General features: G+C 59.0%; 12 protein-coding genes. 4 read left to right on the forward strand and 8 right to left on the reverse strand.

What is annotated here, in order from left to right; translation table 11 throughout:
* Position 1: 1 nt before the first annotated feature.
* Positions 2–601: a superoxide dismutase gene (locus GOV87_RS02880; RefSeq protein ID WP_171122120.1), complete on the reverse strand. Its 600-nt coding sequence runs from the start codon at positions 599–601 to the stop codon at positions 2–4.
* 99 nt (positions 602–700) lie between these two features.
* Between GOV87_RS02880 and GOV87_RS02885 the strand changes: the two genes are divergently transcribed.
* Positions 701–1,468 carry an FkbM family methyltransferase gene (locus GOV87_RS02885; RefSeq protein ID WP_171210769.1) on the forward strand — a complete coding sequence of 256 codons (768 nt, stop codon included), beginning with the start codon at positions 701–703 and terminating at the stop codon, positions 1,466–1,468.
* A 102-nt stretch (positions 1,469–1,570) separates the two neighbouring features.
* On the opposite strand, the gene GOV87_RS02890 is transcribed toward GOV87_RS02885, so the two are convergent.
* The 4 genes from GOV87_RS02890 to GOV87_RS02905 all read right to left on the reverse strand — a co-directional run bounded on the left by GOV87_RS02890 (position 1,571) and on the right by GOV87_RS02905 (position 6,838).
* On the reverse strand, positions 1,571–2,137 hold the full coding sequence (locus tag GOV87_RS02890; RefSeq protein WP_171210770.1) for a sarcosine oxidase subunit gamma: 567 nt from the start codon (positions 2,135–2,137) through the stop codon (positions 1,571–1,573).
* Entirely contained in the window at positions 2,130–5,144 is a 3,015-nt protein-coding gene (locus tag GOV87_RS02895; RefSeq protein WP_171210771.1) for a sarcosine oxidase subunit alpha family protein, read from the reverse strand. Before GOV87_RS02895 ends, GOV87_RS02890 begins: the two co-directional genes overlap by 8 nt.
* 43 nt (positions 5,145–5,187) lie before the next feature.
* Positions 5,188–5,517 (reverse strand): sarcosine oxidase subunit delta, encoded by a 330-nt coding sequence (locus tag GOV87_RS02900; RefSeq protein ID WP_171122116.1) that lies wholly within the window; start codon positions 5,515–5,517, stop codon positions 5,188–5,190.
* 76 nt (positions 5,518–5,593) lie between these two features.
* Entirely contained in the window at positions 5,594–6,838 is a 1,245-nt protein-coding gene (locus tag GOV87_RS02905) for a sarcosine oxidase subunit beta family protein (protein WP_171126488.1), read from the reverse strand.
* 196 nt (positions 6,839–7,034) lie between these two features.
* On the opposite strand from GOV87_RS02905, the gene ccmI reads away from it, so the two are divergent.
* The 3 genes from ccmI to GOV87_RS02920 are packed head-to-tail and all read left to right on the forward strand — an operon-like array spanning position 7,035 to position 8,974.
* Positions 7,035–8,264 carry a c-type cytochrome biogenesis protein CcmI gene (gene ccmI, locus GOV87_RS02910; RefSeq protein ID WP_171210772.1) on the forward strand — a complete coding sequence of 410 codons (1,230 nt, stop codon included), beginning with the start codon at positions 7,035–7,037 and terminating at the stop codon, positions 8,262–8,264.
* A complete protein-coding gene (ruvX, locus tag GOV87_RS02915) occupies positions 8,261–8,725 on the forward strand; it encodes a Holliday junction resolvase RuvX (RefSeq protein ID WP_171122113.1) in 465 nt (154 codons plus the stop codon). Before ccmI ends, ruvX begins: the two co-directional genes overlap by 4 nt.
* 15 nt (positions 8,726–8,740) lie before the next feature.
* Entirely contained in the window at positions 8,741–8,974 is a 234-nt protein-coding gene (locus GOV87_RS02920) for a DUF1289 domain-containing protein (RefSeq protein ID WP_171126486.1), read from the forward strand.
* Between the two features lie 254 nt (positions 8,975–9,228).
* On the opposite strand, the gene GOV87_RS02925 is transcribed toward GOV87_RS02920, so the two are convergent.
* From GOV87_RS02925 to GOV87_RS02935, 3 genes are read right to left on the reverse strand one after another with little or no spacing between them, the layout of a single operon-like run.
* Complete coding sequence (locus GOV87_RS02925; protein WP_171210773.1) at positions 9,229–9,957, reverse strand: STAS/SEC14 domain-containing protein; 729 nt, start codon at positions 9,955–9,957, stop codon at positions 9,229–9,231.
* Between the two features lie 34 nt (positions 9,958–9,991).
* Positions 9,992–10,774, reverse strand: a complete 783-nt coding sequence (locus tag GOV87_RS02930; RefSeq protein ID WP_171126485.1) for a hypothetical protein — start codon at positions 10,772–10,774, stop codon at positions 9,992–9,994.
* Positions 10,771–11,595 (reverse strand): sulfite exporter TauE/SafE family protein, encoded by an 825-nt coding sequence (locus GOV87_RS02935; RefSeq protein WP_171210774.1) that lies wholly within the window; start codon positions 11,593–11,595, stop codon positions 10,771–10,773. The genes GOV87_RS02930 and GOV87_RS02935 overlap by 4 nt, the downstream gene beginning before the upstream one ends.
* Between the last annotated feature and the right edge of the window lie 13 nt (positions 11,596–11,608).

Here is an 11,608-nt window from a genome sequence, read left to right on the forward strand (position 1 = left end):
ATCACATCCGCGAAGCGACGTTTTCCCAATTCACCAGATTGTCGAGGAAGTTCGACAGGTAAGCCGGACGCTTGTTGCGGAAGTCGATGTAGTAGGAATGCTCCCACACGTCGCAACCCAGCAGCGCGGTCTGACCAAAGCACAGCGGGTTCACGCCATTTTCGGTCTTGGTAACAGCCAGCGAGCCATCTGCGTTCTTGACCAGCCATGCCCAGCCCGAGCCGAACTGACCGGCACCAGCGGCGCTGAATTGCGACTTGAATTCGTCAACCGAGCCGAAGCTTTCGGTCAGAGCCTTCTCCAGCTCGCCGGGCATTGCGTTGCTGCCGGGGCCCATCATCTCCCAGAACTGGTTGTGGTTCCACAATTGGCTGATGTTGTTGAAGATGCCGTTCTGGGCGACAGCATTCGCGTCATAGGTGCCAACGATGATCTCTTCCAGCGTCTTGCCGTCCCACTCGGTCCCGGCGATCAGCTTGTTGCCGTTGTCGACATAGGCCTTGTGGTGCAGGTCGTGGTGATATTCCAATGTTTCCGCGGACATACCCTTGGCTGCCAGCGCGTCATGTGCATAAGGAAGATCAGGAAGTTCAAAAGCCATGTCGGCCCCCTGTTAAATGTAAGTTGCGGTTCCCAAGGTTAAATGCTTTGGCTACGCCGATAGGTCAAGGGCAGAGACAAGAAAACCCGGAGGTCCGCGATGCTGACGCAGGCGCGCAAGATGTTTTACCGCGCCCGCGGGTACTATGCGGGCAATCTGAACGGCGAGCGGTTCCGTCTGGACCCCTACCATTCGAAATTCTGGCGCAAGGCGTCCCAAGGCAATTGGGAGCCCGAGACCTTTGAGGTACTGGACAAATACCTGTCGCCCAACCGCGACTATCTGGATATCGGCGCATGGATTGGTCCCACTGTCCTCTATGCCGCACGCCGCGCCCGGCATGTCTGGTGTTTTGAACCCGACCCCGTCGCCTACCGTCATCTGGTCTGGAACCTGCATCTGAACGACATCCGAAACGTCTCGGCTTTCAGCATCGCCCTGTCGGATGGGTTCGGCGTGACGCGCATGGCGTCCGCCCATGGCGAGGCTGGCGATTCAACATCGTCCCTACTGCATGACGGCGGCCACGGAACGGATGCAATGACGATCGGCTGGGATCAATTCGCAACCGCGGTCGATCTGTCGGACGTTGCTTTGGTAAAAATGGATATCGAAGGTGCCGAATACCCGGTCCTGCCGTCTTTAACCCCGTGGTTACAGGCCACGAACCCCGCCCTGCTGCTGTCGACCCACGCGCCCTATCTCGACGCGGAAAACCGCGCACCCGCGATGAAACAACTGGCCGACACACTGGCCTTCTATGACCAGTGTCAGGATCCGTTCACCGGCGAAGCCGGGGCGTCGATCCTCACCGGAAACCGCGCCCTGACCCAGTTCCCCACTTTCCTGTTCAGCACAAAACCCTGACCAGAGATCCGCTCTTCATCTGGCTAAAAATATCCTGGGGGTGAGGCCGCAAGGCCGAGGGGGCAAAGCCCCCTCACCCAGCTCTCTAGACCGAAACCAGGTTCAGTAAACGCCTACCTCACTGCCCGGTTGGGCGGCAACTTTCAGCAGCTTGAAAACGTAATCCGCAGCCGAGCGGAAACAGACCACGCGGAAGGTTTCCGCGTCATCCATCCAGAACGCCCCTGCCACCTGCGCAAGACGTGAACGTCGGATTTGGCCGGGTTGGAAGGCCTCGGCTGACAACTCAACCGGGGCCAGTTTACCCAACACTTCGCGCGCATTTGCGCCCGAAATGCTGAACACCGCCCGCGCATCCGAGACATTCACCGCCAGCGAATGCTTGCTGCCCAGTGCTTTGGTCATCGCAGCCAGTTTTGTGTTAACCTCGGCATAAGGCACCAGCACCAGCAACTCATCCGGCGACATCCAGCAAACGCCAGTGTCCCCGTCGACGAACGCCTTGCGCTGGCCGGGTACTTTCTGTCCAGTGGCGTCCTTGACGGCCTTGACAAGCACCTTATCGGACAGATCGCCGCGCAGCGTTATCATCCCCTGGAGGCCGCATTCCGCGACCTTGGCGATGCCGTCATAGCTGGCGTGGTTCAATGCGCTGATGGGTTCAGACATTCTGCTTCTCCCCGTCTTTGTCGAAGAAGATCGGATCGACGATCTTGGCTTTATAGATTTTGCCGTCGGTTCCCGGAAACTCGACAATCTCGCCCATCCGGTCCGGGCCGAACTTGATCAGTCCCATCGCAATTCCTCGGTCCAGATTGGCCGAGTAATAGGTCGAGGTCACGCGTCCGATCATGTTGCGTTGACCGTTGGCATTGACGCCTTCGCCCACTGCGTAAGCACCGTCGGGAATGACAGAACCATCCACAGTCTCAAGCCCCACCAGTTTCCAACGCTCGGGATCGGCCATATGGGTCCGCGAATGGGCACGTTTTCCCAGATAGTCCTCTTTCTTTTTAGACAGCGCCCAGTGCAGCCCCAAATCTTGTGGAATAACGGTGCCGTCAGTTTCGTCCCCGATCATGATAAAGCCCTTCTCGGCGCGAAGGATGTGCAGACATTCGGTGCCATAGGGCATCACACCGAACTCTTTGCCTGCTTGCATCAAAGCATCCCAGAACGCCTGCCCTTGGCTCGCAGGAACTGCGATCTCATAGGACAGCTCGCCCGAGAACGAGATGCGATAGGCACGGCAATCGAATTCGCCGATCTTCCCGTCACGCCACTCCATGAACGGCAGCGTCTCTTTGCTGAGGTCCATGCCGCCCAGCTTTTCCAACACCTTGCGGGCATTGGGGCCAACCACGGCGACCTGAGCGTATTGCTCGGTCACGTTGGCGACATAGACTTTCCAGTCCCACCATTCGGTCTGCAGCCATTCTTCCATGTGGCCATGGATACGCTCGGCCCCGCCGGTGGTGGTGTGGCACAGCCACGTGTCCTCGTCGATACGCGCGACAACACCGTCGTCGATCAAGAAGCCGTTCTCGGAACACATCAGGCCATAGCGGCATTTGCCGACCTTCAGCGTAGACATCATGTTGGTGTACATCATGTCCAGGAACTTGCCCGCGTCAGGACCTTTGACGATCAGCTTGCCCAGAGTCGAAGCATCCAGCAGGCCGAGGTTTTCACGGGTGTTCTTCACCTCGCGGTTCACGGCGTCATGCACAGATTCACCGGGACGGACATAGGCATAGGTCCGGCGCCAATGGCCGACCGGCTCCCAATCGGCACCGTTTTTGTCGTGCCAGTTGTGCATCGGGGTTTGGCGGATCGGCTGGAATACCTCACCGCGTGCCTCGCCACCGATCGACGCCAAAGAGATAGGCGTATAGGGTGGGCGGAACGTGGTGGTGCCGACCTTCGGAATTTCCGAATCCAGCGCATCAGCAAGGATCGCCAAGCCGTTGATGTTGCTCAACTTACCTTGGTCGGTCGCCATGCCCAGTGTGGTATAACGCTTGGTGTGTTCAACGCTTTCGTAACCTTCGCGCGCCGCCAGTTGAACGTCGGATACTTTGACGTCGTTCTGGAAATCCAGCCACGACTTCATCCGCAGCCCGATCTCGGCGTTGGCAGGCATCAGCCAGACGGCGGCCATCGGAGCTTCGGCCGTAGTCTCACCCACCGGTGCCTTGGTGCGTTTCGCTGTGAAACCAGCCGCCTTGGCTGCTGCCTTGCCCGCCGCATCTGCGTCGGTCAGAACGTCGCCCAGCGCCAGCGGGCCGTTGGACGACCCCGCCGCCAGCACGAACCCTTCCCCATCGGCCCCTAGCGGGGGGCGCGACGGATCGGGGCGGAAATGCGCGTTAGCATCATCCCAGAACAGCTTGCCGCCGCAATGCGACCACATATGCACGACCGGAGACCAGCCGCCCGACATGGCGATCGCGTCGCATTCAACCTCTTCGCGCGCGCCGCCGATGCCTTCCTGGTTACAGATGGCAACTTTCTTGACACGCTTGCCGCCCTTGACCTTGGCAATCGCCTTGCCGGGGTCGACACGGATACCCAGTTCGCGCGCCTCATCCGCCAGCGGACCAGCCGTGTCGCGCGCATCGACCACGCGCAGCACGTCTACACCGGCCTTCTTCAAGGCGATGGCTGTGCGATAAGCGTCATCATTATTGGTGGCGACAATCACACGCTCACCCGGGGTCACGCCCCAGTTCACAACATAGTCGCGCATGGCCGAGGCCAACATGACACCCGGCACGTCGTTGCCCGCGAAGGACAGCGGACGCTCGATCGCGCCGGTGGCTGTTACGATCTGTTTCGCGCGAATGCGCCACAGGCGGTGGCGCGGACCTTGGGTGTCCGGCTTGTGGTCCGTCAGACGCTCATAGCCCAGCGCATACCCATGGTCGTAGACACCCGCACCCATGCAGCGGTTGCGCAGGATGACGTTGTCCATTGTTTCTAGCTCGGAAACCAATTGTTCCACGAACTTATCCACAGGAGCGCCATCAATGGTGCCGCCATCAACCGGAGCGCGGCCACCCCAATGGGCGGTCTGTTCAATCAGCATGACTTTGGCCCCGGATTGAGCCGCGGCTTTGGCCGCCTGCAGACCGGCCACACCACCGCCGATCACCAGAACATCGGTGAAATGATAGAAATGCTCATAGGTGTCCGCATCGCGGCTGTCCTTGTCGGGAGCTTTGCCCAATCCGGCAGACTGACGGATGAACGGCTCGTAGACGTGTTTCCAGAACGGCTTCGGATGGATGAACATCTTGTAGTAGAAACCCGCCGGCAGGAAGCGCGACAGGTGAGTGTTGATCGACCCGATGTCGAACTCGAGGTTCGGCCAGTGGTTCTGCGACACGGATGTCAGACCGTCGAACAGCTCGGTCGTGGTGGCGCGCTGGTTCGGCTCGAACCGATTACCCTGCCCCAAACCGACCAGAGAGTTGGGTTCCTCGGCACCGCTGGCAACAACGCCGCGCGGACGGTGATATTTGAACGACCGGCCCATCATCATCTGATCATTTGCCAACAGGGCGGAGGCAAGAGTATCGCCTTCATAGCCCTGCATCGAGGTGCCGTTGAAGGTGAATGTAACCTGTTTCGACCGGTCGATCAGCCGGCCTTGATTTGCGAGACGGGTGCTCATGTTGCGGACCTTTCGCAGGCGGAGTTATTGTTGGCTGGGCGGATCATTCAAACTCTCTCCAGGTCCAGCCGGGACGCTTGGCGGTGATGGCATCCTTGATCTCTTGCGGCGGTTCAGACACCTGCGCCGAATAGGTGCCGAACACCTCAAGCGTGTTTGTGCAGCGCGCCGCGTGGAACCATTTGCCACAGCCATTTGCATGGCGCCAGCGTTCCAAGTGAACGCCCTTGGGGTTTTCACGCATGAACAGGTAGTCGTGGAAATCATCATCCGAAGAGCCGGGGCCAAAGCGCTTTAGGTGCGCTTCGCCGCCAGCCGCCAGTTCGGTTTCTTCGGCATCGACGCCGCAATAGGGGCAATTCAGGATCAGCATGTGTTCATCCTTTTGTCGGTCGGTCGGCACATGGGCCGACCTGTATTCTGTGTTGTGGTCACCTCGGACAATGCCCTTAGTGTGCCACCCCGGCGGCAACGCTTTCGTCGATAAAGCGGCCCTCTTTGAAACGATCCAGCGTGAAGGCTTCGGTCAGCGGCGAATGGCCCGTGGCCATCAGCTGAGCCATACCCCAGCCCGAGCCCGGAATGGCCTTGAAGCCGCCGGTGCCCCAGCCCGCGTTGATGAAGCAGCCTTGCAGAGGCGTCTTGGACAGGATTGGCGAGCGGTCGCCGGTCATGTCCACGATCCCGCCCCACTGGCGCAGCATCTTAAGGCGCGAGATCATCGGGAAAGTTTCGACCAACGCCCGCACGGTTTCCTCGATATGGTGGAACGAACCGCGCTGAGTGAAGTTATTATAGGCGTCGGTGCCGCCACCGATCACCATCTCACCCTTGTCGGATTGCGACATATAGCCGTGAACGGTGTTGGCCATCACGACCACATCCATGCAGGGTTTAATCGGCTCGGACACCAGCGCTTGCAGCGCCACGGCCTCAAGCGGCAGCCGGAAACCGGCCATCTCAGCCAGTTGACCGGAATGTCCCGCGACCACGATGCCCAGTTTTTCACAGTCGATCGCACCCTTGGTGGTGTCGACGCCAATAACGCGACCGTTGTCCTGACGTACGCCAGTGACTTCGCATTGCTGGATGATGTCCATGCCCATGGCCGAACACGCGCGGGCATAGCCCCAGGCCACCGCATCGTGACGCGCGGTGCCACCGCGTTCCTGCCACAGACCGCCCAGAACCGGATAACGCGGGCCGTCCAGATTGATGATCGGGACCAACTGTTTGACGCGCTCAGGCCCAATCCACTCAGTTTTTACGCCTTGCAGAGCATTTGCGTGCGCCGTGCGTTGATAACCGCGAATTTCGTGCTGAGTCTGCGCCAGCATGATCACGCCGCGTGGGCTGAACATAACGTTATAGTTCAGGTCCTGACTCAGGTCCTCATACAAGCCGCGCGCCTTTTCATACAGCGCCGCCGAAGGATCTTGCAGATAGTTCGACCGGATAATGGTTGTGTTCCGGCCGGTATTGCCACCGCCCAGCCAGCCCTTTTCGATCACGGCTACATTCTGGATGCCGTAGTTCTTGCCCAGGTAATACGCGGTAGCCAGACCATGACCACCAGCGCCAACGATAATGACGTCGTATTTCTTCTTGGGCTCGGGCGAACGCCACGCGCGTTCCCATCCGGTGTGATAGCGCAACGCTTCGCGCGCCACAGCAAAGGCTGAATAGTGTTTCATAAGCGAATCCATCCGGTTCGGTGATTGGCCAAAGATATGCCGTGTAACTACAATAGTCCCCTGCCACGCAACGCCGTAATATCGCACTATTGCGACATAGCCCCAATTATTGCGACATGAAGTCGGTTAGCGGCCATTTGTCCCTTTTTTCTGGCGGTGCAGAGGTCTAAGTCAGAGCAGCCATCTTGGAGATACAATGACCTTCTGGGCCCTTATAATTCTGACAGCTTTGCTGATCACGTTGTTTCTTGGCTACTCGATGCTGCGTGGACAAAAAACGCGCGAGCCGGCCGCGGCATACGACCTGCGCGTTTATCGCGAACAGCTTGCCAGCGTTGATCGCGATCTTGCCAGAGGAGTAATCGCTCAGGCCGATGCCGAACGCGTCCGCACGGAAATTTCGCGACGCATTTTGGCAGCCGACGCACAGATGCAGAAACAAACGACGCAAAGCGGCGCACCCCGCTGGGCCACGGGTGTTGCGATTGTCGTGGTGGCAGCCGTGCTGGTTGGCGGCGGCGCGTGGATGTATCGACAGACAGGGGCCGCCGGACTGCCAGACCAGCCCTTGGCGCAACGCATAGAAAGAGCCGAGGTTTTGCGCGCAGAACGTCCCAGCCAATCTGAGTTCGAAGCGGATTTGCCATCTGCGCCCCGGCCACAGTTGGACGAAAGCTATGCCACCTTGTTGCAACAATTGCGCGACACCGTGGCGGAACGGCCCGATGACCTGCAGGGTCATGTTCTTTTGGCGCAGCACGAGTCGAATGCAGGTAACTTTTCTGCGGCCTACAAGGCGCAGGAGCGCGTCATTGAGCTGTCTGGTTCGACAGCGTCGGCAGACGCCTATTCACACCTGGCCGAAATGATGATTCTGGCCGCAAATGGATATGTCTCGCCCGAGGCGGAAGAGGCGCTGAGACAAGCCCTGTCCCGCGATCCCCGGCACGGCCCGGCGCAGTATTATTTGGGGCAAATGATGGCACAGCTAGGGCGTCCAGATATCGCTTACCGCATATGGGTGGACACCCTGCGGGATTCCCCAGCAGGGGCACCTTGGGTCGATGCCATTCGCGCGCAACTGGATGATCTGGCGTTTCGGGCAGGTGTCTTCAATCCTCCGGACATCCCTTCTGCTTCAACGCCTTCAGGCCCCAGTCAGGATGACATCGACGCCGCGGCAGAACTGTCCGCCGAAGAACGTCAGGAGATGATCCGCCGGATGATCAACCAATTGTCGGATCGACTGGCAACCGAGGGCGGCGCGCCCGAAGAATGGGCGCGATTGATCAATGCCCTCGGCGTAGTCGGAGATCGGGACCGCGCGGTAGCCATCTATGAAGAGTCTCTGTCCGTTTTCGCAGGTAACGAAGGCGCGCTGCAAACCCTTTCTGCCGCTGCTCAACGAGCCGGAATTTTGCAATGATCCACGACGCATTCGAAGACTTTGCTGCATCGCTGCCCCCCATGACCGCCCTGATGGGGCTTGATCTGGGGGAAAAGACCATCGGTGTCGCGGTGTCCGACCGAATGCGCGGTGTTGCCAGCCCCCTGGAAACCGTGCGGCGCAAGAAATTCACGCTGGATTCAGCCCGGCTTCTGGAACTCATCGCAGACCGCGAAATTGGTGGACTTTTGTTGGGGCTGCCCAAGAACATGGACGGTTCGGAAGGTCCGCGTTGCCAATCTACACGTGCATTTGCGCGAAACATGGCGCGTTTGACGGATATTCCCATCGGGTTCTGGGACGAACGCCTCAGCACAGTTGCGGCAGAAAAAGCACTGTTAGAGGCGGATACGACACGAAAACGTCGCGGACAGGTTATTGATCACGTCGCTGCTGGTTATATCTTGCAAGGAGCGCTGGACAGGCTGCGCTTTCTTTAGGATCGGAATACGCCAATGACGAACATGGTTTGGAAAAGGAATGAGGTCGAAAGCCCTTGTATCCAGATCTGCGTCGTGCACCCGACCGAGCGTATCTGTACCGGATGCTACCGCACCATCGACGAAATCTCGCGCTGGTCCAAAATGGACAGCTCGGAACGCGCCGAGATCATGGAGGCCCTGCCCTCCCGCAAGCCTCAACTTGCCAAACGCCGCGGCGGTCGCTCGGCCCGATTAAACAAATCCTGAAACTGCCCGCTTGGTCTGGCTGAGCCTGCGCTGCCGCGGGTCGGCCTGAACTTCGAGGGGGTAAAGTCCAGCGACGTGTGTCGAGTGTGTGGCAACCCGCGGCAGCGCTCTTCAGCTTTGGTGTTTTCCCGCAGTGGTATCACGGCAAAACACCAGCAACATAGGCCGTTGTTGACTCATCAATCAACAAAAATAAGGACACAAAACGTCTTACTGAACGTCAAAAGACATCGCGGTTTGAACTGGTTGACCCGTTACCCAGCCGACAGCCAGGATTTGGCGTTTTGATACTCTTCCGACGGGAAAAACTGCGTCCTTGCCCCCAGAATATGACTGACGACTCTTTGCGCCAGATGCTGCCAGGCTTTGTCGCCAACAATAGCGGCCCGGTCGAGCATACCAACGTGCCCGCGCGCAAGACGGAAATGTGCCGCTAACGCGGTTAATCCCTGCCACCCGTCAAATTCCCGCAGGTCGATCAGCAAACGGAAACCGTCTTTGGCGCTGAGCAAACCGTCCAGGTTCGCCTCGGCCTTCTGATATTCCTCTGGATCCAGCTTGCCCAACAGACTGATCTGCACGCAGGGACCGCCCAAATCGGTCACGTGGATCGAGCCGAGCGACTCGCGCATCCAACGTCTGGCAGATTCGATCTCGGAAAGCTCGAACACCTGCATCGGGCACGGCATGATCGGGGCAGCAAACCGAACGCTCGTCTGCACCCAACCCTGATCGGCCACTACCGCAATACGGTCAAACCCGCGCCAATGACTTAGTCCCAGCTTGGTGTCCGACCAGGCGGCTCCGATATCGTATCCCTTGAATTCCGGCTGAACCACGGCCATCAGACGAACCGTGTCATGCTCGGCCAAGGCTGCTTCGATAGCTGGAATAAGCGTGTTATTGTAATCGCTGCTGGTGACTTCGCCCGACAATTCAACTTCGATCAAGGCACCATCTGAATTCGTATGGACCGTCATCATCGAAAAACCTCCTAACCTGAACAATGGCCGGAGGTTACGGGGATTCTATCCAAGCGGCTACACCATCGGTGAATTCGGGGCGAAAATAGGCGATCATCCGTCCATCCGGGCCTGCCGAAGCACTGTCAGGCCATGGCGCCACGCCGTGCAGACAGTGACGATGCAGCAGATAAGCCTCGCCCGGCTTGGCAGGCAGTTCGATACGGGGGCACATCTCGAACACCTCGCGGCGGGCGGCCTGGTAGATGTCAGTGATATCGACTTCGTGCATTGTTTCTTTTGGCGTGTCTTGCAACGCCTTGGCGAACGCGGGCCCCAGAATTCTATGGCTGCCTTCCCACAGAACCATGGGCGACGCGTTATCACTGACCTCGGTCAGGGGAATGCCAAGAATCCAGGCATGTGGCTCATCCACACGCCGCCGACGATCGGGGCCCGTTGGACGCAACCCATCCACATGCGCGGCATCGCGATTCAACCTGTACCGACCAGCCGCGTCGCTTTCACCGCGCCGTGGGCGCGGGTAGCCGGGATAAATGACCGAAACCTGTCCCTTGTGCAGTGGCAAGTCGCCGTAATGTTCACGGGTGAAATCCATGGCAGTCCCGGACAGATCCCCGGACTGACCGACCCTGCCCTGTTCGTCATTTTCCAGCGCATCCACACCGATGAACCACGTGCCTTCGCAATCCAGCCACTTGGCATGGGCGGGGTCCGAAATCGCAGCGCGCGCAGCGAGAAGGGCATGCGTCGCCCAATCCGCAAGGGCTGGATCAAAGGGGAATTTCACCCACCCCGATTGCCAAAAATCACTCACAGCCCCAGTGCTTTGCGCAGCATATTCAGGGCGACAAGCGTCAGGAACACAGCGAATACTCGTTTCAGAGGTTTCGGGTCCATCGCGTGCGCCAGTTTCACCCCCCAAGGAGCCGTGATCATCGTCATAGCGACTACAATCGCAAAGGCCACAAGATTGACCGCACCGATCGTCAGCGGGGGCCGATGCTCGGGCGCGATGTCAAGAAACAGAAACCCAAGAACAGACGGAACCGCGATGATCACACCAAACCCGGCTGCCGTTGCCACGGCGCGGTGAATGGGCGTGTTGAACAGGCTCATCAGCGGAACGCCAAAACTGCCCCCACCGATCCCCATCAATACAGACAGAAACCCAACGCTGGGCGACAGAACGGCCCGGCGGACACCTTTGGGCATGGCATCGCCCAAACGCCAATCAGACTTACCCAGCCCCAGATAGGCGCCAATGACCATCCCAAGAACACCGAACAAAGCCTGAAGCGCTTCGGTCCGCAGCGCGGACGCCACCATCACGCCAATAACGGCACCCACGGCGATCCCCGGCCCCCAGCCGCGCAGGATATCCCAGTCCACGGCACCTTTCTTGTTATGTGCCAGAACCGAGCGGATCGAGGTCACGATGATCGTCGCCAACGAGGTCGCCAGACACAATTGCATCAACTGCGGCCCACCATACCCGAGCGTTTGAAAAGCATAGAAAAAGGCCGGAACCAGAACGATGCCGCCCCCCACGCCAAGCAATCCGGCCAGCACACCGGCCAGCGCCCCGATCACAAGCAAAAGGCCCAACATCTGGGCCAGCAACATCGTCTCGGGCATTCTTCCCCCATAC

The sequence above is a fragment of the Ruegeria sp. HKCCA5426 genome, assembly GCF_013034585.1.
GTDB lineage: Bacteria > Pseudomonadota > Alphaproteobacteria > Rhodobacterales > Rhodobacteraceae > Ruegeria.

Bases quoted from the DNA above. Each gene is read 5' to 3' on its own strand.
- GOV87_RS02880 (WP_171122120.1), bottom strand. From the start codon at position 601: ATGGCTTTTGAACTTCCTGATCTTCCTTATGCACATGACGCGCTGGCA.
- GOV87_RS02885 (WP_171210769.1), top strand. From the start codon at position 701: ATGCTGACGCAGGCGCGCAAGATGTTTTACCGCGCCCGCGGGTACTAT.
- GOV87_RS02890 (WP_171210770.1), bottom strand. From the start codon at position 2,137: ATGTCTGAACCCATCAGCGCATTGAACCACGCCAGCTATGACGGCATC.
- GOV87_RS02895 (WP_171210771.1), bottom strand. From the start codon at position 5,144: ATGAGCACCCGTCTCGCAAATCAAGGCCGGCTGATCGACCGGTCGAAA.
- GOV87_RS02900 (WP_171122116.1), bottom strand. From the start codon at position 5,517: ATGCTGATCCTGAATTGCCCCTATTGCGGCGTCGATGCCGAAGAAACC.
- GOV87_RS02905 (WP_171126488.1), bottom strand. From the start codon at position 6,838: ATGAAACACTATTCAGCCTTTGCTGTGGCGCGCGAAGCGTTGCGCTAT.
- ccmI (WP_171210772.1), top strand. From the start codon at position 7,035: ATGACCTTCTGGGCCCTTATAATTCTGACAGCTTTGCTGATCACGTTG.
- ruvX (WP_171122113.1), top strand. From the start codon at position 8,261: ATGATCCACGACGCATTCGAAGACTTTGCTGCATCGCTGCCCCCCATG.
- GOV87_RS02920 (WP_171126486.1), top strand. From the start codon at position 8,741: ATGACGAACATGGTTTGGAAAAGGAATGAGGTCGAAAGCCCTTGTATC.
- GOV87_RS02925 (WP_171210773.1), bottom strand. From the start codon at position 9,957: ATGATGACGGTCCATACGAATTCAGATGGTGCCTTGATCGAAGTTGAA.
- GOV87_RS02935 (WP_171210774.1), bottom strand. From the start codon at position 11,595: ATGCCCGAGACGATGTTGCTGGCCCAGATGTTGGGCCTTTTGCTTGTG.